Origin of the sequence: Rahnella selenatireducens (assembly GCF_046449555.1) — a bacterium.
Classification (GTDB): domain Bacteria; phylum Pseudomonadota; class Gammaproteobacteria; order Enterobacterales; family Enterobacteriaceae; genus Rahnella; species Rahnella selenatireducens.
This window is the reverse complement of record NZ_JBKEZJ010000007.1, coordinates 131254-154238: the sequence shown is the minus strand read 5'-3', so window position 1 is coordinate 154238 and position 22985 is coordinate 131254. Positions and strand designations below refer to the sequence as shown.

Sequence of the window (22985 nt, the reverse complement as noted above, 5' to 3'; positions counted from 1 at the left end):
CACGATGATAACGCGGGCCATTGTGGCGCTGTTTCTGCTTTTGATCGCGAGTCTTCCGGCGCAATCTGCCATCCCTGAACCTGCGACGCTTCAGCTCGCCAGTGATAATCAGGTGTTTACGCCCGCGCTGCCTTTGGGGCATTACGATCTGCTGTGGCTGGCGGCGAAACGTTCCCTGACGATTGCGGTGTACGGGCAGGAAACGCCGCCGCTGAGCATGAATTCGACCACCGGGCGCTACCGGGGAATGAACGCGGATTATCTGTTGCTGATGGAAAACTCACTACAAATCAAAGTGGTGATTAAGCATTACGACGATCTCAGTGCAGCGTTAACCGCGCTCCAGGCCGGTGAGGCGGATATTATCCTGACATCGCCCGCCGGTGAAAGAGATCTGGATCCGGCGTTTGCCGCCTCACTGCCGCTGATCCGCGCGTATCCGACGCTGGTGACGCGCCAGGCGGATGTGATGAAGCCACTGTCTGACGATAAGAACGAGGTGGCGGTCGCCATTAAGCAGGGATATCCATCAGAACAGTTTATAAAGATGATTTTCCCGAAGGCGCACATCACGTCTTATGCGGATAATTATCTGGCGCTTGCGTCGGTGGCGAATAACGAAAATGACTATTTTTTTGGTAATAATCTGACGTCCAGTTTTATTCTGGTTCGCGATTTTTATCAGTCGCTGGAAATGGTGAAATTTTGGCGTGAACCGCAGACCGGGAATCATTTCATCGTACCGGCCGATCAGAAACAACTGCTCGGCATTCTCGACACCTTTATCAGTTCCCTGACGGAACAAACCCATAAGCAAATTGCCCAGTCGTGGGTCGATACCGGCAATATTTCATTTTTAAATAAGGCGATGAAGCTGACGCCCAGAGAGGAACGCTGGATTGCTAAACATCCGGAGCTGCGCGTACTGATTAACCCGTATTATGCGCCGCTGAGCATGGTGGATGACCATCAGGAAATCCGCGGGCTGCTGGGCGATATTCTTAACCTTATCCAGCTGCAAACCGGGTTAGTTTTTCAGCCGGTGATTGCCAATTCAAATACAGATATGGCCGATATCATGCGTAAAGGCGGCTGGGACGTGCTGCCGACGGCGACCTTCAGCGCCGAACGTGAAGAGGAAATGTTGTTTACGCATCCGTTTATCGCCACGCCTTTTGTGCTGGTGACACGTGCGTCATCGGAGCAAAACGATTTGCTTTCGCCGGGCTCAAAAGTGGCCATCCCCGCCTATCATCCGCTGACGGATAAACTCAAAAAGAAATATCCGGGCGTGGAATGGGTAATTGCAGAAAATACCAGTACTGCACTCAGTAAGCTGATGCTCGGTGACGTAGACGCGGTGGTTTCCACGCAGCTCGCGTCGCGGTTTATTATCGATCACTATTATCCCGGCACGATGAAATATACCCGCATTCCGGATGAGCCTTCGGCGCAAATAGCTTTTGCGATCCCGCGTGATTCCTCTGAATTACAAAGTATTTTAAATAAAGCGCTGGACGATATTCCGCCGAAAGAGATCCTGAATCTTGCCGGAAAATGGACCAAAGCGCCGGACGTAAAAATCGGCACCTGGAATTTGTACAACCGGCCATTTTATCTGGTCATCGGCCTGGCGGTTTTACTGGTGATCACCAGCCTGCTGTGGGGCGTGTATTTGCTGCGGGCCATCGGGCGGGGCAAGGCCGCGCAGGCCGCGCTGAATTATCAGCTGATCTTCAGCCAGACATTATCCAATTCGATTCCCGTGCCGGTTTACGTCATCACGCTGGAAGGTGAACTGGAAAGTTATAACAGCGCGTTCAGCGAGTTCTTTATTTCGGAGCTGCGTGGTTCGATGAGCTATTCCCTGTTTGACCGACGCAGCCCGCTGGCCGATGTTTTTCATGCCGTACAGCCCGACATTTTGCAGGGGCTGCAACCTGGCAGTGTGATCACGCATTCGTTGACGCTCAACGATGGCGAAGAAAATCGCCAGATTTTGCACTGGTTAACGCTGTGTCAGATGCCGGAAAACCGCCCAGCGATCCTGATTTGCGGCTGGCAGGACATCACGGAATCAAGGCAACTGATGAAAGCGTTGCAGGTGGAGAAAGATAAAGCCATTGATGCCAATCAGGCCAAAAGCCAGTTCCTCGCCAGCATGAGCCATGAGATCCGAACGCCGGTCAGTTCGATTATGGGCTTTCTGGAATTGCTGACCACCCGTAAACAGAGCGCGGAAGAGACTAAAGAAGCTATTCAGCTGGCACACAGTACGGCGCAAACGCTGATTGCGCTGATTGGTGATGTGCTGGATATGGAAAAAATTGAGTCCGGTAATTTTACGCTGACACCGGAATGGGTCGATCTTGAACCGGTGATTAACGCCACCGTCGCCAATTTTGAAGGACTGGCGCGGCAGAAAAACCTGCGTCTTACGATCGATTGCCGTCTTGAACACGGAAAAACGCTGTGGCTGGATCCGCAGGCCATTAGACAGGTGCTGTCTAATTTGCTAAGTAACGCGATTAAATTTACCGCCGAAGGCGGTGTGGACGTGATTGCCCACATGCAGGCGATGGGCGAGGAGCGGGCGTACCTCACGCTCAGCGTCCGTGACACCGGCGCGGGCATCAGCCACGACGAACAGCAACAGCTGTTTAAACCGTTCGGCCAGACTCCAGCGGGGAAACGGCAGATTGGATCCGGCCTCGGGCTGGTGATTTGTCGTGAAATGGTCGAACGCATGGCGGGGCAGATCAGCATCACCAGCCAGCCCGGCATGGGTACCACCATGATGGTCACGCTTGTGACGCAGGCCTCGGACAATGCGCCCGCGGTGCCGCTGATTGCCGAACAGGAAGCAACGTTGCCTGTCGCGCTGCGAATTGTGATTGCGGAAGATAACCCGACCAACCGCCTGTTATTACGGCGTCAGCTGGATATTCTTGGCTATCACGTCGATGAGTCCGAAGACGGCCTGCATGCGCTGAATCTCATCAAAAATCAGGATTACGATCTGCTGATTACCGATCTGAATATGCCCAACATGGACGGCATCACGCTGACCCGGCGGGTACGCGAGTTGAATCAGTCGATGGTGATCTGGGGACTGACCGCCAATGCGCAGACGGAAGAAAAAGAGCGCTGTCTGGCGGTGGGCATGAATTTATGTCTCTTCAAACCGATCGATCTTCAACAACTCAAGGCCGCGCTCAGCGGCGTGAATATTCCGGCGGACGGGCCGCCGCTGGATACGTTTATCGACATGCCCACGCTGGAGGCGCACAGCCTCGGTGATAAGAAACTGATGTGTCAGATGCTGGAACAGTCGCGGATTGAAAACGATAAAGACGTAGCGGCGGCCGTTCAGGCGCTGGCGCGTGAAGAGTGGGAACTGCTTCAACATCATCTGCACCGCATCAACGGTACGATGCAGCTGCTGGGCGCGACGTCATTGTACGAACTGGCCGAAACGCTGGAGAATCAGCTGGCCGCCGGGCTTCATCCGCCTGCGCTGGGAAAAGGTGTCGTGCTGCTGGAACAGCAAATAAAAGAACTGAGTGCGGGTATCGAAACGTATTCTCGTTCAATCAGACAGTAATTTCTTTTATCCGAATAAAGCCATCACCTTCGTGATGGCTTTATTTTTATTTCACGTCGTGCTAGTTTTTGAATCAACGTATTTATCACGCCATTAATATTGCACGTCCTACGCCTGTAGTCACCGGCCTTCATTAAAATAATCTCCCTCTCATGGTTAACCTTTCTGCCAGTGCGTATTATATTTTCCTCAGCCAAGGCAGGCTGAAAATAAATGTTTTTTAATCGTAATAAACATATTCTATTGAAGGATTGAGTAATGAAAAAAATTATCGCCCTTGCGCCCGTCGCTCTTATTTTGGGTTTTGCGGGTAACGTTCAGGCTGCAACGCAGGCTGATGTCACCCTGCAGGGGAATATTGTCGCAACCACTTGCGAAGTGACAGCAAATAATGGTGCTGCAACGTTAAACGTCGGTTCTTTCGCGAAGACTGAATTCACTGCGGCTAAACAACAAGTGGGCGAAGAGCCACTGGTTGTTACCCTGAAAAACTGTGATGCAGACGAAGAAGGTGCTTTGCAGGTAAGCGGCGTTGTGGGCACAAACAACAACATGTTCCTGAGCGACGCGTCCCAGACTGCGGGCTTTATGCTGAAACAGTCTGACAACACCACTCAGGTCATCAATGACACCAGCATCCCGGTTGTTGCTGATGAAGACGGCGCTCTGACCTACAACTTCACCGCCGGTATGGCCGTGATGGACACTGCAAACGTGATCCCTGGGGCGTACACCGCGCCAATCAAGATTTCTTACGTGAGCAACTAATAGCAAAGACTCCGTCATCTTCCGTGAATAACGGGGACGACACGAAGAGTAAGAAAAGAGAGGCACCTGGCGGCCTCTCTTTTCCATTGGACGGACAGAGAATATTATGAAATTTCATCACAAAGCAGGCGTTATTTTAAGTTTGAGTCTGTTTTTAATTCAGCCGGTATATGCAAGTATCAGTATTGGTGCATCGCGTATTATATTTTCCGCAAACGACAGCAGCCAGAGTGTTGACATTAATAACCGGTCTCATAATCAACCTTACCTTATTAATGTCGGTATTTCAGAGAGTCTTTCAGCGAAACCGTCGGACAGCGTTTTTATGCCGGCGCCTGCATTATTTCGTATTGAATCTGATTCAACCAATAAAATTCGAATTCTGAAGAAATCGAATTCACTGCCACGTGACAGGGAATCCGTTTTTTACCTGAATATTATGTCAATTCCGACCGGCAAAGCGGGGCAGGGAAATAATGATAATACCGTTGGCGGAACCCTTCAGGTCGCCACCGGAAATACCGTGAAACTGTTTTATCGCCCGGATAATTTGCCGATGACGCAAAAAGAGGCAATGGGGAAATTGCAGATTTCCCGTACAGGCCAGGGCGTGAAGGTGCTGAACCCGACGCCTTATTATATTTCCCTGAACAAGCTGATGATTGATGGCAAAAAAATCAAACTCGATGTCATCAAAGGCACCAGCATGGTTGCGCCGTTTGCGGCCAACACGTATGCGGTCAGCGTCGGGCAGGGCAAGGCCGAATGGGCGGCAATCAATGATTTTGGTGGCGTGGAGGTGTTCCGTGGCACCGTCAATTAAGCCGGTTTTACTGTATTTCTCGGCCGGGCTTGCGCTGATTTTGTCCAGCGCAGCGGCCGATGCCGCCACCACCGAAATTAAGGCCAATATCGTGGACGGCAGCTGTCAGGTTTCGCTCGATAACGCCAGCATCACCTTTGACCGCAAAGACACGACGCAATTTGCCACCGGCACGGCGCAAATTCTGCCGCTGGGCGTGAACCTCAACTGCGTGGAAATGCAGGGCAAAGCGCCTTCGATGAGTGTGACCGGCGAATCGGCCGGGCTGACGGACAAGCGCTTATTTCGTGCGGGCAGTTCAACGGCGAAATACGCCGGTTTTATGCTGAAAAAAGGCACGCTCACCAGCCTGACGGATTTCTATAACGCGGCGGGTACCGTCGCGCCCGGCGATACCGTGCTCATCAGTCAGGACGATGGTAATTCGGTGCAGCCATTTTCCGTCGGGCTGGTTCGCAGCGCGGGCGACCCGATGCTGACTCAGGGCAACGTCAACGCCAGAATCACGTTTGCCTTCATTTTCCCTTAACGCTTTCAACAGAAAAACCCGATGAAAAATCTCAACATTTTATCAGGGCATTTATTTGCCCTGAGGGCGTCCCTTGGCCTGTGTCTGCCGGGGATCGCGGCCTGCGCCACGGCGGCTGATGTGCAGTTTAGCGCGACGTTTCAGGCTCCGACCTGTCAGGTTTCGGCACCGGCGACACTGGATTTCGGGCCGGTGTTGTCGTCAGACATCCGGCAGGGCGTCAGTTTGGCCAATCCGTTACCGCTGGAAGTCAGGTTGTCGCAGTGCGCCGGATTTATTGGCGCGGTGCAGCGCCCCGGCGTCACGGTGGCGGGTTCAGGCAATACCGCTTCCGGCGATTTCCTGTTCCGCCAGGCGACGTCGCAGTCGGTGAATTACGGCGTGCGCATTGTCACGGCAGCGGGCGCAGTAGTGGCGAACAACACGTTTATTCCCGCCGTGGTGGACGCCGCCAGTTTCAACGGCGGCTCCACCCGCATTCCGCTGAAAGTGGCGCTGTCGTGCGGCAATCAGTGTATGAATGCCGCCACCCAATCCGGGACGCTGAACGCCAGCGTTACATTTGATTTTGTTTATCAGTGAGGATCCCGCCATGAATTTACTGTGTTTACTCGCGCGCCGGACGGTGACTGTCGCTGCGCTTATGGCGGCGATGGTGCAGGGCGCGATCGCTGAAGATGGCGGGATAAGCATCAGCCGGACGCGTGTGATTTTTCAGTCCACGGATAACGCGCAGACCGTGACCCTGCAAAACCACGGAACGTTGCCGTATTTGGTTCAGTCGGCGGTGGTCGCGACCCCGACCGGACACGACCCCGCGCCATTTCTCACCACGCCGCCGCTGTTCAGGCTGGAAGGTAACAGCAAGAACGCCGTGCGGATTTTGCGTAAAGGCGCTGCGGCGCTGCCCGACGATCGCGAGTCGGTGTTTTATTTCACCGCGATTGCCGTGCCGTCGATGACGCAGCCGAAAGAGGCCGAAGACGCCTCTCTGGCGGCGCGTATTTCCGTGGGCATCCGCAACACCATCAAGCTGTTTTACCGCCCAACCGGGCTGACGATATCGCAGGAAGAAGCCGCGGGGCGTTTAACGTTTCAACATCACAGCGGGCAGGTGCAGGTGAACAACCCGACACCGTATTACCTGACGTTTTCGTGGCTGGCGTTTGACACGGCTGACGTGGACGTAAGCCGCGGGATCATGGTCGCGCCCTTTTCACAGTTGAGCGTACCGGCTCCCGGCGGCGTCCGTCAGGCGCAATGGACCGTGATTAATGACTATGGCGGCAACAGCCCGTTGTTTAACGCCACTGTGCAAAGCCGGGGGAAATCATGAGGCGAGCCCTGACATTCACGCTGTTTCTCGCCGCTTTAACGGGCGCGCTGCCGTCTTTTGCTTCACCTGAAAAGCCGTCCGGTTTTTCACTTAACCAGTTCCGGATTGTGTATCCGGCGGCGGAGAAAAAGGGCATCACCTGGTCGGTGACCAACAACACCGACCGCGCCTATCTGATGCAGTCGTGGATCCGTCCGGTGGATTTCAGCACCGGATTACCGGCGGCAGAAATTGACAACAAAGCGCCCGGCGACTCTATTCCGCTGATGGTTACGCCGCCGTTGAAACGTATCGATGCCGGGGAACCGCTCCAGCTGCGTATTCGTCTCACCGGCATGACGTTGCCGCAGGACAGGGAATCGGTCTTTTACCTTTCGGTAAAAGGGATCCCGTCGGTGCCGGATAAAGCCAGCCAGAACGGCGGCCAGCTGGTACTGGCGGTGGTGAACAACATGAAGTTGTTTTACCGGCCAGAAGGGTTGCCGGAGGACGGCGTAAAAGGCGCGGCGAAACAGCTTCGCTTCAGCCTGCAAAACGAGGCGCTGGTGGTCGATAACCCGTCGCCGTTTTACCTCAATTTCAGCCAGCTGACCGTCGGCGGGAAATCTTTTGCGGCGGATGATCTGCGCAGGCTGGTTCCGCCAAAAGGACAGCAGCGTTATCCCGTGACCGTGGGAATGTGCGGTGCGGTGGAATGGCAACTGGTCGACGAAGACAGCCAGGTGACGCCGTTACAGCGCCAGACATTGTAAGTTCCGGCATTTTCCGGGACGGCATCAGACAGAGAATAATTCATTGCAAAGCAGGGAACGATCTTGAGTAAGAAATTGACATCCTGTTTCAGGACAAATGGCATGGCAGCCAGTACACGCGCGTTTCCGCGCAATTCACTCGCACTTTTCGTATTGATGAGTTGTCAGGGCGCGTGGTCGGAGGATTACTTTGACCCGGATCTGCTCTCGCTGGGAACCGGCACGACGGAAGTCGATCTCTCCGCGTTTGCCCATGCGGGTGGCGTGGCAGAAGGCGATTATCTGGTGACGATTTTCGTCAACCAGCGCGAAGCGGAATCCCGCGATCTGGTCTTCAAAAAGAATGCCCGTGGCAATGTTGTGCCGGAACTCACGCCGGAACTCTTGAAAACGCTGGGTGTTAACGTTGACCAGCTGCCTGCTTTGAAAGCGTTACCGAAAGATCAGCCGGTCGCTGATCTCACCGCGCTGATCCCGCAATCAACGGTGAAGTTTGATTTATCGCGCCTGCGGCTGGATGTCAGCATCCCGCAGGTTGCCATGCAGCCCGGCCGGGAGAGCCAGAGTGATCCCACGTTGTGGGATGACGGGATCCCGGCGATGTTGTTTAACTATAACGTCAGCGCCGGACGTAATGAGCAGACGGTGAACAGTGACCCGCGCACGAGCAATAGCGTTTTCGCCAATGTGCAAACCGGCGCGAATGCGGGCGCGTGGCGTCTGCGCAGCACCCTCACGCACAGCCATTCGGATTCAGACAGCAACAACGCCGACAGCACGCGTTTTTCCAATACCTATCTGGCGCGGGATATTCGTGGCTGGGGCTCACGCCTGCTGATGGGCGAAGCGAGCACCGGCGGTGACGTGCTGGATGGCGTGCCGTTCCGCGGTGTGCAGTTACGCACCGCCGAGCAAATGATGCCTGCACGCTTACGCGGATTTGCCCCGCAGATCACCGGTGTCGCAAACAGTAACGCGCGCATCACCGTGCGCCAGAACGGCTACGTGGTGTACGAGACTTATGTCGCGCCCGGACCGTTTGAAATCAAGGATCTGTATCAGGCCGGGATGTCCGGCGACCTCGACGTGGCGGTGACCGAAGCCGACGGCAGCGTCCACAGTTTCGTGGTGCCGTATTCGTCGTTGCCGGTGATGCTGCGGCCGGGGGCGGTGAAATATGAAGTCACGGCCGGACGTTATGACGGCGGCACCACCCAAGGCTCGCGCCAGTCCGATTTTGTGCTCGCCACGCTGATTTACGGTTTACCGAAAAACCTGACGCTCTACGGCGGCCTGCTGACGTCGCAAAAATACAGCGCGCTGAGCATGGGGAGCGGAGTTTCGCTCGGCGACTGGGGCGCGATGTCGGCGGACGGTACGTTTTCCAGCACGCAGTTTGAAGACAAAGACCGTCAGGGCGGTGCCTCGTGGCGCGTGCGTTATTCCAAAAGTATGCTCACGACCGGCACGTCAGTGGATCTGACGGCGCTGCGTTATTCGACGCGAAACTATTACAGCTTTTCCGAATACAACAGCCTGGGTTATGCGCAGAAGGAAGACGTATCGCCGTGGATCATGAGCCGCCGTCGCAGCAGTTTCCAGACGCAGGTGACGCAGCAGCTGGGCGATTTTGGTTCAGTCAGCCTGCGCGCCAACCGCGATGATTATTACGGCTCGACGAAAACGCTCACCAGCCTTTCCGCCGGGTATAACGGCAGCTATAAGGGCATCAGCTACGGGATTTATTACACCGTGGACCGGATGAAAGGCAACGGCGACTGGCCGGAAAACCGGCAGGTGTCGTTCAACCTGAGCATTCCATTCAGCATTTTCAGTTATTCGTCCGCGCTGCAAAACACCTACGCCAGCAGCCAGTTCACCCATGACAATCAGGGGCGCACGCAGGGGCAGGCCGGGATCGCCGGCAGCAACGCCGACGGCGCGTTTTCTTACAGCGTGATGCAGGGCTGGGGCAATCAGGATCAGGTCAGCAGCAGTACCGCCAATCTTGGCTATCAGGGCAGCAAAGGCAACATTTCCGCCGGTTACGGTTATTCCGCAGACATGCGCTCGATGAATGTCAACATGAGCGGCGGCGCGGTGGTGCATTCGGAAGGCGTGACATTGTCACGGCCTTTAGGCAGTTCGGTGGCGCTGATCAGCGCACCGGGCGCGGAAGGCGTCAGCCTGTCTAACAATGGCGGAAAGACCGACTCGCGCGGATTCGCCGTGGTGCCTTATCTCTCAGATTACAGCCGCAACAGCATCGGCCTCGACCCGAGCACGCTGGCAGATAATGTCGATTTGCCGCAAAACCAGCAGACGGTTTATCCGACCCACGGCGCAGTGGTGAAAGCTAACTTTGCCACCCGCATTGGCTATCAGGTGCTGATGACCCTGACGCGTGCAGGCGGTGCGGGCGCAGTGCCGTTTGGTGCCACCGTTGCACTGGCGCAAAGCGCCGCCAGTGAAGAGAACACCGGCATTGTGGGCGATAACGGACAGGTTTATCTGACCGGCCTGCCGCAAAAAGGCGATATCTCTGTGATGTGGGGTAAAGGCCAGGATAAGCAGTGCCGCGTCAGCTACAACCTGCACGGCCTTGCGCCGACGGCACAGATGCCGGTTATCCAGCTTAATGGCGAATGCCGTTAAGCGTAAATAATCCATGAATTCCGGCACAGGGCGGTGAAACCACGCTCTGTGCAGCAAAGGGAGTAAAACATGACAGCTTTAATTTCTCATTCAGACCGCGCGTGGAAACGCCGGGCAAAGTGCTTGCTGGGCGCAGCCGCATTACTCAGCGCGGCTAACTGTTCCGCACAGGAACTTCGTTCCGGCTATCAGGTGATCAGTGACATCACCACTACAATGTTGCAGTGGACCACCGGTGCAATCGTACCCGGCAACAAACCCGGCTGGTATTATTCCCAAAACCTGGTGCCTTTTTTGGGATACGGACAGGTGGGGACGATCCTGGTTTCCGCCGCACCGCTGGCTACCGGCGAGTGCATCAACATGTACCCGATGGCGACGTATGACGGCTATCGCGGTTACGAGATCGCCCCCGGAATTCTGGTGATCCCGTTTGGCACGATGTCAGGCCCGATGGTGGTGACGGCGGGGACGATGAACCCGATCACCAATGGCGGAACGTTTACACCGAACAGCAACCCCGGGCTGAATACCACCTCAGCCGTGTCATGGGATAAATTCGGCACCGGTAACAGCGCCGGAAGTCTGAGTACGCGCAGCGACTGTGTCGGCGTGGGGACAACGTATACTGTTTCCACCGGCGTAGTCGAAATGAACAGCGGCGGCGGCACACAGGCGTCCATTGGTTACGGGGTTTATGTGAAACCGGGGGCGGCCAAAATGGCGACCAAAAATGTTTATGCGCAGGCCTCACGCGGATACCGCTGGAACGCCACCACGTCGACATTTGATCGGCGGACATTTTCACTGACCTGGACCGGTGTGAGTTGCAACGTGAGTACGCCGGCATCCATCTCCTTCGGCGACGTGACGCCTGCGGATGTGGGCAAACCGGGCGGAATTCCGGTGAGTTCCACGTTAGATGTCACCTGCGTGAACCCGACGGGAACCGCATTGCCGGTGTCTTACTCCGTCACGCCAAAATCACAGGCGGGGGATAAAAGCAGTGTTCCGCTGATGTCAGCCAATGGCGCGATCAATGGCGATGTGCGCGGGTTCCGCGGCACAACCGCTTCCGCCGATGCCGGTTGCACGGACAAAAGCTCATCGGTGCCAATGGACGGTTCGAAAAACACTCTGCGCACCATCACGACAGAAACGTCATGGTCCGATCCGCTGGTCTGGGTGTTGTGTCCGCGGGCGAGCGCCGATCCTGGCCTGGCGACCGCAGCGGTAGCGATTGATCTGAACTGGTAAACGGTGAGTGATGTTGCGATGAGAAAAGGCATTCCCTTCGGGGGATGCCTTTTTTACGGGAGGAGAATCAGTGTGTTACGGAAGAAAGCGGCCATTTCAACCGGCTTCGAGAAGTAATATCCCTGAAAATGGGTGATGCCCATCGCGGCCAGTTTCTCTTTTTGTGAGGCCGTTTCAATGCCTTCGGCAATGGTCATACAACGCATGTCCTGCGCGATGGCAATAATATTGCGCACGATGGCTTCTTTTTTCGCATCGGTTTCGATACCTGACGTGAAAACTTTATCAATCTTGATATAACGCGGGCGGAACTGCATCAGGTAGCGGTAATTAGAATTCCCCGTCCCAAAGTCATCGACAGAAATATTGACGCCCAGCGCAGCAAGCTGCTGACACAGTTCCTGAACTCCGCGAGTGTCCTCGACGGGTTCACGCTCAGTAATTTCCAGCCCAAGATGCAAATCCGCAATCTGCGTTTTCTGCATAAACAATCTACACGATTCCAAAATATCATCACTCATAAAATCAGCGGCGGAAACATTGAAAAATAATGTCATCTCGCGCGGAAGTCTGTATTTTCCCAGCGCGATCCCGTCCGCAACGCTTTGAAGGGCGGACTGCGTAATACGGCTAATCAGGCCGTTTTTCTCAGCTAAAGGAATAAAACGTTCCGGAGGAATATTGCCCAGCGCTGAATGGTTCCAGCGCATCAGCACTTCGCCACCTACCGTATTACCACTGTGTGCTTCGATAATCGGCTGAATAACCGGAATAAGTTCTTTTTTATCCAACGCTTTTTTAAGGCCAAAAAGCAGCGTATTACGGCGGGAAAACCTTTTATCACTCCATGCGCAGAGTACGGAGGAGAGTAAGAACGTTAAAAAAATACCTGATTTCTCATCCTCAATTAACGTCTTTATGCCAGGCGAATATACAGGATATGCACTGATCTGATAATGAAAATCAGGGGAGTTATACCGGATGCTGGCGTTATTACTGGCGTGGCTCAGTACCTGACCGTCAGCATTAAGCGTCAGCCCGCTGACCGTCATCTGATAGTCCATGCGCTTGTCAGTGGTCTTCAGTTTGTTTTGCAGATAATAACCGTCGATGCCTACCATCACACTTTTATCCGCATGTTCCATCCTGTAAATCAGCAACGACCGGTAGGGCGTCAGCGCATTGCCGTTCATCAGAGACAATCCCACTGGCGGCGTACTTAGGGCATCAAGTATCAGGTTCTGCTGGCCAAAAACAGAAGAACAATAAATATGACTGCCCTTGAGCAGACTGACGGTCCTGACATCAGGAACAGTCGCGACGATTTTACGGATATCCGTTTGTGTGGCCGCATTGCATTTCCCCTCAAGGAAATGTGTGGCGGAGTGGCTGGCAATCCGGGCATGAGTGAGAACGCGATCAATTTCATCGCGAATGATAAGCACGTTTTTTTCAGTGTTTTTTTTCTGACTGATTTTCATCTTTTCAAAAAGAACAATGCCGCCAGCAAGATTAATACTGATGAATGTGATAAAAGTAAAAGTGAATCGATTATCGGGATGCATGAGATGCCATTTATTCTATTCGGGCGGCAGTTGTAAGCGATCTTCCTTAAATAAGAAATAAACAATACGTCTTTCTCTGTGTATTTCAGACTATGGCTACGCCTGTAAGATAGCACTGACTTAATAATAATCTTATACTGATTTTATTCCGGTGCGTATTAGGCAAGAGTGATCGTGTGGTAAAAATAAAACAGACTCATTGCTGAAGGCATGAGCCGTAAATGGACGAAAGTAAAAAAGGATTGACTATGAGCTCGCTGCATACCGTTTTATCTCAAGATTATTTTTTCACGTTTGGGATTAAAAAACTGCTTTCATCCCGTTCGTTCGATGGTGATTATTTAATTATTGATGTGCAAACAACCAGCCGTTCGCAGGTTGAACAATGTTTATTTCAGAACAAAAAGGTTTTTGCCTTTATTTCAAACGATTTTGACTATTACGCATTATGCCATCTGGAAAACGTGATTTTTATCGATCGCCGGAGTGAAATAAGCGAAGTGCTTTCCTGTCTGACAATTAATCACGCGCATTTCAATTATTGTGTGAAGAGCAAACTGTCTGAACGCGAAAACGACGTATTGACCTGTCTGCAGGAGGGGCTGGATACTCGCGAAATCGGCGTACGTCTGGGCGTAAATATCAAAACCATCTACGCCAGTCGTGCCCGCCTGATGAACAAGATGCAGGTCGGAAACCGCATTTATTTGTACCGAAATATCGTGCGGCAGTGAGGGAAATTACTCTTCTCCTACGCTTTCAAACGTCAGTGAGACGGAGTTCACGCAGTGTCTCAGGTTCTTTTCGGTTAAATACTCACCTTCGAAAACGTGTCCCAGATGCGCCTGGCAGTTTGAGCAGACGATTTCAGTTCTGCGCCCGTCTGCATCCGGAATACGTTCTACCGCACCCGGGATCTCATCATCGAAAGACGGCCAGCCGCAGTGGGATTCGAACTTGTGTTCTGAGGTATACAGCGGGGTACCGCAGCGTTTGCAGACATAACGGCCCGGCGAAAAATGCGCATTGTATTCCCCGGTGTGCGGGCGCTCTGTGCCTTTGTCTTCAATAACAAAGCGTTCAAACTCAGTGAGTTCTTTTTTCATGGGCGTCATTCCTGTTAAATTGCGTATTACGGATATCAATATATTTTACAACCGTAACATTACAGTGACAATGTGGCGAGTATGGGATTTTCCAAGTCAGATCCCCCTTCATTCCCCTAATAACGCTTTCTTAGCCGCATCGAGAAACTCATCTGAGACTTTATCGCCAGCGGTAGCGCGCGCTAAGGCCAGCGCCCCGGACAGCAACGAAAACTGTTTAAGCGCCTCAGCTCTGCGCGATGCCTCGTCTTCGAGAGTCGAGAAAGACGCCAGTTTTTCCAGCATAAAATTCACTCCGGTTAAATAGACTTTGCAGACCGGTTTGTCATCTGTTTCACGGGCGACATCGCTGGCCAGGGCCGTGAGCGCGCAGCCTTCTTCGATGTTGTCCCGGTGAGCGGGGGAAAGATAGAATTCGACTAAGGTGCGCAGATTATCCTGACCGGGTTGGCTGCTAAGTTGGTGCCAGCGGGCCTCGGAATCCGCAAATGCTTTGCCGCTGGCGATAGCCGCCAGTTCATCTTTAGATTTGAAGTGTCCGTAAAAACCCCCGTGGGTTAGCCCGACCGCTGCCATCAAATCATTCACACTGACGCCGTTTAACCCCCTGGCGCGAAAGAGATGAGAAGACGTTTCAATGATCGCCTCGCGGTTGCGTTCCATCTGCTGTTTTGAGACCCGTGCCATAAATTTAATTCTCCGAAACACATCGCTTTACCCACGATGATATCAGCAAATCCCCGTCGTCGTTTTCCCCGGGTCTGCTTGCCGCGCTGAAATTTTCATCGTTGACAGCTGTGAGACAGGATCATAACATCCCAAATAAATGATGACCATCATTTAAAAGCGATGAAGGTTATCCCTCCCATCCGGGTTCAATGCTCCCATGCTCAGAAGGAAGATTTATGTCCAGCGATATTCTGTTTAGCCCATTTACGTTGAAAGGCCTGACTTTGCCTAACCGAATCGTCATGGCACCCATGACGCGGGGCATGGCGGAAGGTGGGATCCCCGGCACTGCGAATGCCGAATACTACCGCCGTCGCGCGGAAGGCAGCGTGGGTCTTATCCTCACCGAAGGCACTGTAGTTGATCGCCCCGCCTCAAGAAACATGGCGGGAATTCCGTTTTTCCACGGCGAAAAGGCTCTGGCGGGTTGGGATTGTGTTGTCAAAGCCGTGCATTCCGCCGGTGGCCGCATCGGGCCACAACTCTGGCACACCGGTTCCACACATGGCCGTGGATGGGAACCTGATGCACCGGTTGAAAGCCCGTCCGGCCTGGTGGGACCGAATGAAGCGCGCGGTGTGGCGATGACGGAAGAAGATATTGCCGATACTGTAGCCGCTTTCGCCCGTGCGGCAGCCGATGCTAAGCGACTCGGTTTTGACACCGTTGAACTGCATGGCGCACACGGTTATCTGATTGACCAGTTCTTCTGGTCGGGCACCAACAAACGCACCGATTTCTTTGGCGGGGCGACTATTCGCGAGCGCGCGCGTTTTGCGGCTGAAATTGTCCGTTCCGTTCGCGCCGCTGTCGGCCCTGAATTCCCGCTAATTCTTCGTGTGAGCCAGTGGAAACAGCAGGATTATTCCGCACGTCTGGCGAATACCCCTGAAGAAATGGCTGACTGGCTGGTACCACTGGTAGAGGCCGGTGTGGATATTCTTCACTGTTCACAACGCCGTTTCTGGGAGCCAGAGTTTGCGCAAATTGATGGCGCAGAGGGGCTGAACTTTGCTGGCTGGGCGAAGAAACTGACCGGCGCGGCGACCATCAGCGTCGGTTCCGTGGGGCTGGATTCTGACTTCTTCGCTGCTTTCGGCGGTGAAGGTTCGGGTACAGCGGCTCTGGACAATCTTTACGCACGGCTTGAACGCGAGGAGTTTGACCTGATTGCTGTCGGACGTGCCTTAATTTCGGACGCGCACTGGGTGCAGAAGATCCGGAATGCACGACTGGATGAGCTGAAAGGATTTAATGCAGCTGATCTGGGCGCACTGGCCTGAGTTTCTGAATAACTCCTGAAAACCGGCATGTTGTTTCCGTTCAACATGTCGGTTTTATTTTGCCAATATAGATGATGATTGTCATTTATAGGGTTATGAAAGTGGATAACACAAAAATATGCAAGCATTCATCATTGATAAGTACAGCAAAAACAGCGGCCGGATTACTGAAATAGCTGAACCGCAGATGCAGGAAGATGACGTTCTCATCCGCGTCTACGCAGCGGGGGTGAACGCCCTCGACAGTAAAATAAGAACAGGCGAATTTAAACTTTTGCTGCCTTACCGGCTGCCGCTGATTCTGGGTAACGATGTGTCGGGTGTTGTTGTACGGACTGGTTCTGCCGTTCATGCGTTCAGACCGGGGGACGAAGTGTATGCCCGCCCCGATCAGGATCGTATCGGTTCTTTTGCACAATTCATTGCAGTAAAGGAAAGTGCGCTGGCGCATAAACCTAAAAACCTGGATTTCCTGCAGGCGGCTTCTGTTCCGCTGGTGAGCCTGACGGCGTGGCAGGCGCTCGTTGACGTCGCAAAACTGAGGAAAGGGCAGAAGATTTTCATTCACGCTGGGTCGGGCGGCGTCGGAACGATAGCGATACAGCTCGCTAAACATCTGGGTGCCTTTGTTGCCACCACGACCAGTGAAAAAAATGTGCATTGGGTGAAAGCCCTGGGCGCGGATGTGGTTGTTGACTACAAGGCGCAAAACTTCGAAACCGGTGATAGTGATTACGACGTGGTAATCAACAGCCTCGGAACGGATGTTCTGGAAAAATCGCTGAGCATCCTGAAACCGGGCGGTAAACTGATCTCGATATCTGGCCCGCCAACGCCCGAATTTTCCACCGAACAGGGTTTGCCGTGGTATCTCCGGCAGATTATGCGTCTGCTGAGTTACCGCATCCGAAAGAAAGCAAAACGGCAGGGCGTAAACTATACGTTTCTTTTTATGCGTGCCAGCGGACGCCAGCTCAGTGAAATCACAACGCTGATCGAATCAGGGGCTATTCATCCTGTCATCGACCGCGTTTTCCCCTTTGAGAAGACGGCAGAAGCATTAGGTTACGTCGAGACCGGGCGGGCAAAAGGTAAAGTGGTGATCGAGATGGGTATCATTAAGGAAAAGTGAGCATAGATTCAGCAAAGAATTCGGGAATTTTGCTCTTTGTAACTTGAAATGCACTCTTTCTGTGCAGCTACCCTGAGGTAGCTGCACAGTCTGTCAAACCTGCGTCAGGCCACCATCTACACAGATCTCCGCACCGGCGATATAGCTGCTCTCGTCACTCGCGAGGAATAGCGCAGCATTGGCGACTTCCTCAGGTTTGCCCAGTCTTCCGAGCGGGATCGCACCGGCTAATCCGTTGCGAACATCATCAGACGCAGCCGCCATCATTTCAGTATCGACAGGGCCGGGCGCCACCACGTTAATGCGGATGCCGCGAGCAGAAAGTTCGCGTGTCCAGGTTCGTGCGAAAGAGCGCAGCGCCGCTTTACTCGCACTGTAAACACCGTATCCCTGTGTGCCAATGACATCCGCGATTGAACCTATCAGCACCACACTGGCACCGGGTTTCAGCAAAGGCAGTGCGGCCTGTAACGCAAACACCGGCGAGCGCACATTGAGGTCGAAGATTTGATCAAAATGCGTTTCACTGATGTTATCAATCGTGGCGTGTTCCGACATTCCGGCGTTGATGACCAGCACATCGATCCGGCCCGATTCGGCCTGAATGGTCTGCATGATGCGGGTCAGTTCGTCAGGCTGGCTGACATCAGCACGAAGCGGAACCGAGGTGCCTGATATTTTCCCGCTCGCCACCTCAAGTTCTGTTTCCCGGCGTGAAGTAAACCAGGTTGTTGCGCCTTCCTGGGTAAACCGCTGGCTGATTGCCAGACCAATGCCTTTCGCGCCGCCCAATACCACGGCCACTTTGTTTTCTAATCTGCTCATCTGTCATCTCCCGTTTGGTTGGAAAATAGATGATATAAAATCTATACTAGATAACAATTACGCACTTTATTGATATCAGGTATAGCGGAGTATATCGGCATGGCAGAAATTGACGGTAACAGCTTGAGAGATGTAGGAAAAACGCGCCCGGTGCTTGAGCATATCACCAATAAATGGTCGATTTTAATTCTCACGGTGCTCTGCACCAAACCTTCACGCTTTAACGAAATCCGTCGTCGTCTTGATGGCATTACGCATAAAGCACTGGCAGATGCCTTAAAGCGGCTTGAACGAAATGGACTGGTTAATCGTGAAGTGTTGCCGACTTCACCGGTAGGGGTGGAATACAGCCTTACGCCGCTGGCGCAAACATTGCAGCAGCCGTTTGTGGCGTTGTATGACTGGGCTCTGGAGTTTGGACCCGCATTGGAAGAGGCGCAGGCGGCGTATGACCGGTGTCATGCGACAGAAAATGGCGAGCAGGTTTTTGAAGGTTTATGATTTTCCTTACTGATATTCACAGGCGCAGTAAAAATGAAAATTGACTGGCACAGTTCATCACTCACCCGTACTACCGTCGTGGATAAGAATTACAAAAACACCCAAAATGTGCGTCGTTTCATGGTTGAGCAGTGCGGGGAAGCATTTCGATTCGACCGAGATTTCATGGCCTGGATACGGAACGATGTGCCAAAAACTCTGGGAGATGTTGCTGATGAGTGGAAGCGCAGGCGTTAACCGGCGAAAGTCATGAAGAACAGGGATGGTCTGGATCGTCGTCATAACTTAGCCCGACTGGGTTTATCGGTTGAGCGATCCCACTGATCGCTCAACCCGGACTCAATTCTCTTCAAAGCACAAACTGTCTGGCGGTGCTATTTAGCCAGAAGTTCTTTACGGACGATTTCTGCGCCTGCACTCAATGCATCCAGCTTGCCTCTGGCGATGCCGCGAGGTAAAGGGATCATGCCGCAGTTGGTGCAAGGGTAGAGTTTGTCGGCGTCAACAAACTGCAGTGCTTTGCGCAGCGTCTCGGCAACTTCCTCAGGTGTTTCAATGGTATTGGTTGCCACGTCAATCGCGCCTACCATTACCTTTTTACCCCGAATGAGTTCCAGCAGTTCGATAGGAACATGCGAGTTATGACATTCCAGTGAAATAATATCGATATTCGATTTTTGTAATTTCGGGAAAATCTTTTCGTATTGTCGCCAGTCTGTTCCCAGCGTTTTCTTCCAATCTGTGTTGGCTTTGATGCCATAGCCGTAGCAAATATGCACCGCCGTTTCACATTTAAGCCCTTCAATGGCTCTTTCTAACGTGGCAATTCCCCAGTCATTCACTTCATCAAAGAACACATTAAATGCGGGTTCATCAAACTGAATAATATCTACACCGGCCGCCTCCAATTCTTTGGCTTCTTCGTTGAGAATTTTAGCGAATTCCCAGGCGAGTTTTTCGCGGCTTTTATAATGGTTATCATAAAGCGTATCGATCATCGTCATGGGACCCGGCAGAGCCCATTTAATCGGCTTGTCTGTTTGCTGACGTAAAAATTTAGCATCTTCAACAAACACAGATTTCTGGCGGCTCACCGGACCCACAACGGTGGGCACGCTCGCATCATAGCGATCGCGGATTTTAACGATCTCACGTTTTTCAAAATCGACGCCGTTAAGGTGTTCAATAAACGTGGTGACAAAATGCTGACGCGTTTGCTCGCCATCGCTGACAATATCAATGCCGGCCTGCTGCTGATCTTCCAGGCACAGACGCAGGGCGTCATGTTTACCGTCAGTTAATTCCTGATCTTGCAATTTCCAGGGTGACCAAAGTACCTCAGGTTGTGCCAGCCATGATGGCTTCGGTAAACTGCCCGCCGTTGACGTCGGTAATAACTTTTTCATAATAGATGACCCTGTATTTTGGTTAATCAAAGAACGGAACTGGCAGACCATTGTTCAAGAACAGTTTGGTAAGGTTTAATGAAATTCTCTTCAGTAAACTTCCCTTGTTCAATAGCTAAGTGACTACGTTCTTCGCGATCATAAACAATTCGTGTTAACGAATAATCCTGGAAGTTCAGGCTCGGCTGATAGCATTTTCCTGCGGCGGAATTCGCATTGTAAATTTCAGGCCGGTAAATTTTTTGGAACGTTTCCATCGTGCTGATGGTACTGATAAGTTCAAGGTTAGTGTAATCGCTGAGTAAATCGCCCGCGAAATAAAAGGCCAAAGGCGCAACGCTATCTTTTGGCATGAAATATCGGGCATGTAATCCCATTTTTGCAAAATAGGTATCTGTCAGGGAAAGTTCATCCTGCTGATATTCGATGCCCAGTACAGGATGTTCATTACCCGTGCGGTAATAGACGTTTTTACTGGAGACACTCAGACAGATAACCGGCGTTTTATTGAAGCTGTTTTTGTAGGTATCTGAATTGATGAATTGTTTGAAAATATTCCCATGTAACTCACCAAAGTTGTCCGGAAGCGTAAATTGGTCTTTGTTCTTATTGTGCGCGGGCAGTAAAACGCTGAAATCAAAATCGCGCACGTAAGAGGAGAAGTTATTCCCGACGATACCTTCTATGCGTTCCTGGTTTTTTTTATCAATGATATTTGTTTTCAAAATTTCAATCACCGGGAAGGCGTCGGCCTTTCCGTCAATATCAATATTCAGCTGCGCAGTAATGATCTCAAGTTCTACGCTATAACGATCACCATTCGGGTTATCCCAATGCGCCAGTGAATTGAAACGGTTGTCAATCATCACCAGAGTGTTGCGTAAGTTCTCCTGACGTTTCTCGCCGCGGGCCAGATTAGCAAAGTTCGTCGTGATACGCGTACTTTCAGAAGGGTTATAATTCTCGTCGAAGCAAATGCTCTTAATAGTAAATGCAAATTTCTTATTCATTTTATTCCGGCACCCTGATGTATATCTGTAGATAACTGCTATGCATAATTTATGCCTGAGTCAGTGATTGAGGAAAAGTGATTTAATTTCATTAAACATGAACGAACTTCATGATCAGGTGTGGGTTCAGGACGGTGGCAATGCAGATGTTCAGGGAGATTCGATGAAATACGTGTACGAAGTGAAGAAAGGAGGGGATTCTCGAAAGTCAGCCTCTGCGCCAGAGGCTGACATTTCGCATATTATTTCTTCTTGTTGAGCATCGACTTTAAATCGGCAAACGGGTTGTAGGTGGCGGCATCAACATCATTTTGCGCATCTTCGCCCGCCACAACGCGCGTGCCGTACTGGTCGGCTTCTGTGTACTTCGAGTGTTCGTGATCATGGCAATACAGACACAACAACTCCCAGTTACTGCCGTCTTCCGGGTTATTGGTATGGTCGTGATCAATATGGTGAACCGTTAATTCACGCAGATTGGAATAAACAAACTCCCGCGAGCAGCGGCCGCACACCCAGGGATAGATTTTGAGGGCTTTCTCACGATAGCCGCTTTCCAGACGCGAGTAGTTTTTGGGGATCAGTGCCATGGCGATGTTATCCGTTACAAAGAGATGATGTTAAAAGTCTGCGCCCAATATATCCCACAATGGGGCGCGAGGAAAAATGAAAGCCGGATGGGCTTATTGGTTTCTGTGCTTTTTGTCTCTGATCCGCCCCAGTTTCATCGTCACCTGAACCGGCATTTCATCCAGATTATCCTCGCGCAACCCCAGCACCACGTTGTAACCCACCAGCACGGAACGGTCGCCCAGGCGTGGCAGTGGCGCCAGTTTCATCGGAATGGTGAGTGACAGGCTGGCATCATAATCACACCCCAGATAGACGCGCAGCAGTTCGAATACGTCCTTACCCAGCTGGCCGCCGGGCAACCAGCCTTTGGCTTCCGCTGCGTTTTCAGTAAACATTTCTACGCCGATGCAATAATTCACGTCCGACGTTTCGCTGCCCAGCACCAGATGATCGCCCAGTTTTTGCTGATCTAAAAACGAGAATTTCGCCCGTTTACCGGCAGGCATCCGCGTGACTTTATGCGGTTTGACCGTCACCTGCGTATTCGGGGCCTGCGTGCCAATCACGCTGACAATCCCCTCTGCCGTGCGGGTGGTTCTGACTAGCGGTTGCAGCAATGCCAGCAGGCGCGAGGCCGGTACGTTGCCGCTGCCGGTGATGCCGGTCAGCGCCATCAGGCTGCGCGAGGTTTTATCGGTGCCGCCGTCTTCAAAGGTCGCCGGATAGCTGTACTTTCGCCAGATGCGGTAAAACTGCGTCATCATCCGGTGGTTGAAGATGTCTAAAAAGGCTTCGAGCGCTTCATGGCCTTCGCGTTTTTGGGCAATGTCATCGATGTAACGGGTCGGCAGCGGGGAATCCACGCCGTATAAACTCATAAACGTGGTGCGTACCGTCGGCGGTGCGTCCGGGCGTTGCGGATCCGTTTCTACCGCCTTTACCTCGCTGACCGGAAAACCCATGCCGGGATGCGGCCGAAAACGCACCGCGTCGTTTTTGGGCGAAAAGGTGCTGCCTAAGGGTTTATTGTCCGCGAGCTGTTTTTCCAGCAACTGACAAAAACGGTAGAAATTAAACGCGTGCGCCCGGTCGTTGCCGTCCTTGTCCCGCCAGAATTCTTTCATACGCTTT

22 protein-coding genes are annotated in these 22985 nt (G+C 52.5%); 14 read left to right on the top strand and 8 right to left on the bottom strand.

Annotation, left to right across the window (positions count from 1 at the left end):
- The first annotated feature begins 4 nt into the window (after nucleotides 1–4).
- The 9 genes from ACLBVC_RS13640 to ACLBVC_RS13600 all read left to right on the top strand — a co-directional run bounded on the left by ACLBVC_RS13640 (nucleotide 5) and on the right by ACLBVC_RS13600 (nucleotide 11724).
- A complete protein-coding gene (locus ACLBVC_RS13640) occupies nucleotides 5–3604 on the top strand; it encodes a response regulator (protein WP_410150057.1) in 3600 nt (1199 codons plus the stop codon).
- Between the two features lie 258 nt (nucleotides 3605–3862).
- Nucleotides 3863–4372: a fimbrial protein gene (locus ACLBVC_RS13635; RefSeq protein WP_410150056.1), complete on the top strand. Its 510-nt coding sequence runs from the start codon at nucleotides 3863–3865 to the stop codon at nucleotides 4370–4372.
- 106 nt (nucleotides 4373–4478) lie between these two features.
- Nucleotides 4479–5195, top strand: a complete 717-nt coding sequence (locus ACLBVC_RS13630) for a fimbrial biogenesis chaperone (protein WP_410150055.1) — start codon at nucleotides 4479–4481, stop codon at nucleotides 5193–5195.
- On the top strand, nucleotides 5179–5724 hold the full coding sequence (locus ACLBVC_RS13625) for a fimbrial protein (protein ID WP_410150054.1): 546 nt from the start codon (nucleotides 5179–5181) through the stop codon (nucleotides 5722–5724). Before ACLBVC_RS13630 ends, ACLBVC_RS13625 begins: the two co-directional genes overlap by 17 nt.
- Nucleotides 5725–5745: 21 nt before the next feature.
- Nucleotides 5746–6306, top strand: coding sequence for a fimbrial protein (locus tag ACLBVC_RS13620; RefSeq protein ID WP_410150053.1), 561 nt, complete (start codon nucleotides 5746–5748; stop codon nucleotides 6304–6306).
- Between the two features lie 10 nt (nucleotides 6307–6316).
- Nucleotides 6317–7060, top strand: a complete 744-nt coding sequence (locus tag ACLBVC_RS13615; RefSeq protein ID WP_410150052.1) for a fimbrial biogenesis chaperone — start codon at nucleotides 6317–6319, stop codon at nucleotides 7058–7060.
- Nucleotides 7057–7812, top strand: coding sequence for a fimbrial biogenesis chaperone (locus ACLBVC_RS13610; protein ID WP_410150051.1), 756 nt, complete (start codon nucleotides 7057–7059; stop codon nucleotides 7810–7812). Before ACLBVC_RS13615 ends, ACLBVC_RS13610 begins: the two co-directional genes overlap by 4 nt.
- Before the next feature lie 102 nt (nucleotides 7813–7914).
- Nucleotides 7915–10467 carry a fimbria/pilus outer membrane usher protein gene (locus ACLBVC_RS13605; protein ID WP_410150050.1) on the top strand — a complete coding sequence of 851 codons (2553 nt, stop codon included), beginning with the start codon at nucleotides 7915–7917 and terminating at the stop codon, nucleotides 10465–10467.
- Nucleotides 10468–10536: 69 nt separating this feature from the next.
- Nucleotides 10537–11724 (top strand): hypothetical protein, encoded by a 1188-nt coding sequence (locus ACLBVC_RS13600; protein ID WP_410150049.1) that lies wholly within the window; start codon nucleotides 10537–10539, stop codon nucleotides 11722–11724.
- Nucleotides 11725–11777: 53 nt separating this feature from the next.
- Here the strand turns inward: ACLBVC_RS13600 and ACLBVC_RS13595 are convergent, their stop codons facing one another.
- Nucleotides 11778–13169, bottom strand: a complete 1392-nt coding sequence (locus tag ACLBVC_RS13595; protein ID WP_410150048.1) for an EAL domain-containing protein — start codon at nucleotides 13167–13169, stop codon at nucleotides 11778–11780.
- Between the two features lie 368 nt (nucleotides 13170–13537).
- On the opposite strand from ACLBVC_RS13595, the gene ACLBVC_RS13590 reads away from it, so the two are divergent.
- Nucleotides 13538–14023, top strand: a complete 486-nt coding sequence (locus tag ACLBVC_RS13590) for a helix-turn-helix domain-containing protein (protein ID WP_410150047.1) — start codon at nucleotides 13538–13540, stop codon at nucleotides 14021–14023.
- A gap of 6 nt (nucleotides 14024–14029) precedes the next feature.
- Here ACLBVC_RS13590 and ACLBVC_RS13585 read toward each other — a convergent pair whose 3' ends face one another.
- Together ACLBVC_RS13585 and ACLBVC_RS13580 are read right to left on the bottom strand one after the other, a co-directional pair.
- Entirely contained in the window at nucleotides 14030–14395 is a 366-nt protein-coding gene (locus ACLBVC_RS13585; protein WP_410150046.1) for a methionine-R-sulfoxide reductase, read from the bottom strand.
- 108 nt (nucleotides 14396–14503) lie between these two features.
- The gene (locus ACLBVC_RS13580) at nucleotides 14504–15082 is read right to left on the bottom strand and encodes a TetR/AcrR family transcriptional regulator (RefSeq protein ID WP_410150045.1); all 579 of its coding nucleotides are present in this window, start codon (nucleotides 15080–15082) and stop codon (nucleotides 14504–14506) included.
- Between the two features lie 218 nt (nucleotides 15083–15300).
- Between ACLBVC_RS13580 and ACLBVC_RS13575 the strand changes: the two genes are divergently transcribed.
- Both ACLBVC_RS13575 and ACLBVC_RS13570 read left to right on the top strand, forming a co-directional pair.
- On the top strand, nucleotides 15301–16407 hold the full coding sequence (locus ACLBVC_RS13575; protein ID WP_410150044.1) for an NADH:flavin oxidoreductase: 1107 nt from the start codon (nucleotides 15301–15303) through the stop codon (nucleotides 16405–16407).
- Between the two features lie 118 nt (nucleotides 16408–16525).
- A complete protein-coding gene (locus ACLBVC_RS13570; protein ID WP_410150043.1) occupies nucleotides 16526–17539 on the top strand; it encodes an NADP-dependent oxidoreductase in 1014 nt (337 codons plus the stop codon).
- Between the two features lie 93 nt (nucleotides 17540–17632).
- On the opposite strand, the gene ACLBVC_RS13565 is transcribed toward ACLBVC_RS13570, so the two are convergent.
- Nucleotides 17633–18364 carry an SDR family NAD(P)-dependent oxidoreductase gene (locus tag ACLBVC_RS13565; protein ID WP_410150042.1) on the bottom strand — a complete coding sequence of 244 codons (732 nt, stop codon included), beginning with the start codon at nucleotides 18362–18364 and terminating at the stop codon, nucleotides 17633–17635.
- A 99-nt stretch (nucleotides 18365–18463) separates the two neighbouring features.
- Here ACLBVC_RS13565 and ACLBVC_RS13560 point away from each other — a divergent pair, with 99 nt between their 5' ends.
- On the top strand, nucleotides 18464–18865 hold the full coding sequence (locus ACLBVC_RS13560) for a winged helix-turn-helix transcriptional regulator (RefSeq protein WP_410150041.1): 402 nt from the start codon (nucleotides 18464–18466) through the stop codon (nucleotides 18863–18865).
- A gap of 33 nt (nucleotides 18866–18898) precedes the next feature.
- The gene (locus tag ACLBVC_RS13555; RefSeq protein WP_410150040.1) at nucleotides 18899–19102 is read left to right on the top strand and encodes a DUF6434 domain-containing protein; all 204 of its coding nucleotides are present in this window, start codon (nucleotides 18899–18901) and stop codon (nucleotides 19100–19102) included.
- A gap of 137 nt (nucleotides 19103–19239) precedes the next feature.
- Here ACLBVC_RS13555 and ACLBVC_RS13550 read toward each other — a convergent pair whose 3' ends face one another.
- From ACLBVC_RS13550 to tssG, 4 genes are all read right to left on the bottom strand, one after another.
- On the bottom strand, nucleotides 19240–20271 hold the full coding sequence (locus ACLBVC_RS13550) for a methionine synthase (RefSeq protein ID WP_410150168.1): 1032 nt from the start codon (nucleotides 20269–20271) through the stop codon (nucleotides 19240–19242).
- A 26-nt stretch (nucleotides 20272–20297) separates the two neighbouring features.
- Nucleotides 20298–21281 (bottom strand): DUF1852 domain-containing protein, encoded by a 984-nt coding sequence (locus tag ACLBVC_RS13545; RefSeq protein WP_410150039.1) that lies wholly within the window; start codon nucleotides 21279–21281, stop codon nucleotides 20298–20300.
- A 242-nt stretch (nucleotides 21282–21523) separates the two neighbouring features.
- Nucleotides 21524–21871 (bottom strand): HNH nuclease YajD, encoded by a 348-nt coding sequence (gene yajD / locus ACLBVC_RS13540; RefSeq protein ID WP_101076489.1) that lies wholly within the window; start codon nucleotides 21869–21871, stop codon nucleotides 21524–21526.
- Between the two features lie 93 nt (nucleotides 21872–21964).
- Complete coding sequence (gene tssG / locus ACLBVC_RS13535) at nucleotides 21965–22978, bottom strand: type VI secretion system baseplate subunit TssG (RefSeq protein WP_410150038.1); 1014 nt, start codon at nucleotides 22976–22978, stop codon at nucleotides 21965–21967.
- Between the last annotated feature and the right edge of the window lie 7 nt (nucleotides 22979–22985).

Excerpts from the sequence above, each read along its gene's own strand:
- ACLBVC_RS13575 (WP_410150044.1), top strand. The coding sequence starts at position 15,301 with ATGTCCAGCGATATTCTGTTTAGCCCATTTACGTTGAAAGGCCTGACT.
- ACLBVC_RS13545 (WP_410150039.1), bottom strand. The coding sequence starts at position 21,281 with ATGAATAAGAAATTTGCATTTACTATTAAGAGCATTTGCTTCGACGAG.
- ACLBVC_RS13550 (WP_410150168.1), bottom strand. The coding sequence starts at position 20,271 with ATGAAAAAGTTATTACCGACGTCAACGGCGGGCAGTTTACCGAAGCCA.
- ACLBVC_RS13590 (WP_410150047.1), top strand. The coding sequence starts at position 13,538 with ATGAGCTCGCTGCATACCGTTTTATCTCAAGATTATTTTTTCACGTTT.
- ACLBVC_RS13565 (WP_410150042.1), bottom strand. The coding sequence starts at position 18,364 with ATGAGCAGATTAGAAAACAAAGTGGCCGTGGTATTGGGCGGCGCGAAA.
- ACLBVC_RS13605 (WP_410150050.1), top strand. The coding sequence starts at position 7,915 with ATGGCAGCCAGTACACGCGCGTTTCCGCGCAATTCACTCGCACTTTTC.
- ACLBVC_RS13640 (WP_410150057.1), top strand. The coding sequence starts at position 5 with ATGATAACGCGGGCCATTGTGGCGCTGTTTCTGCTTTTGATCGCGAGT.
- ACLBVC_RS13580 (WP_410150045.1), bottom strand. The coding sequence starts at position 15,082 with ATGGCACGGGTCTCAAAACAGCAGATGGAACGCAACCGCGAGGCGATC.
- ACLBVC_RS13560 (WP_410150041.1), top strand. The coding sequence starts at position 18,464 with ATGGCAGAAATTGACGGTAACAGCTTGAGAGATGTAGGAAAAACGCGC.
- tssG (WP_410150038.1), bottom strand. The coding sequence starts at position 22,978 with ATGAAAGAATTCTGGCGGGACAAGGACGGCAACGACCGGGCGCACGCG.
- ACLBVC_RS13615 (WP_410150052.1), top strand. The coding sequence starts at position 6,317 with ATGAATTTACTGTGTTTACTCGCGCGCCGGACGGTGACTGTCGCTGCG.
- ACLBVC_RS13610 (WP_410150051.1), top strand. The coding sequence starts at position 7,057 with ATGAGGCGAGCCCTGACATTCACGCTGTTTCTCGCCGCTTTAACGGGC.
- ACLBVC_RS13600 (WP_410150049.1), top strand. The coding sequence starts at position 10,537 with ATGACAGCTTTAATTTCTCATTCAGACCGCGCGTGGAAACGCCGGGCA.
- ACLBVC_RS13620 (WP_410150053.1), top strand. The coding sequence starts at position 5,746 with ATGAAAAATCTCAACATTTTATCAGGGCATTTATTTGCCCTGAGGGCG.
- ACLBVC_RS13585 (WP_410150046.1), bottom strand. The coding sequence starts at position 14,395 with ATGAAAAAAGAACTCACTGAGTTTGAACGCTTTGTTATTGAAGACAAA.
- ACLBVC_RS13570 (WP_410150043.1), top strand. The coding sequence starts at position 16,526 with ATGCAAGCATTCATCATTGATAAGTACAGCAAAAACAGCGGCCGGATT.
- yajD (WP_101076489.1), bottom strand. The coding sequence starts at position 21,871 with ATGGCACTGATCCCCAAAAACTACTCGCGTCTGGAAAGCGGCTATCGT.
- ACLBVC_RS13555 (WP_410150040.1), top strand. The coding sequence starts at position 18,899 with ATGAAAATTGACTGGCACAGTTCATCACTCACCCGTACTACCGTCGTG.
- ACLBVC_RS13635 (WP_410150056.1), top strand. The coding sequence starts at position 3,863 with ATGAAAAAAATTATCGCCCTTGCGCCCGTCGCTCTTATTTTGGGTTTT.
- ACLBVC_RS13630 (WP_410150055.1), top strand. The coding sequence starts at position 4,479 with ATGAAATTTCATCACAAAGCAGGCGTTATTTTAAGTTTGAGTCTGTTT.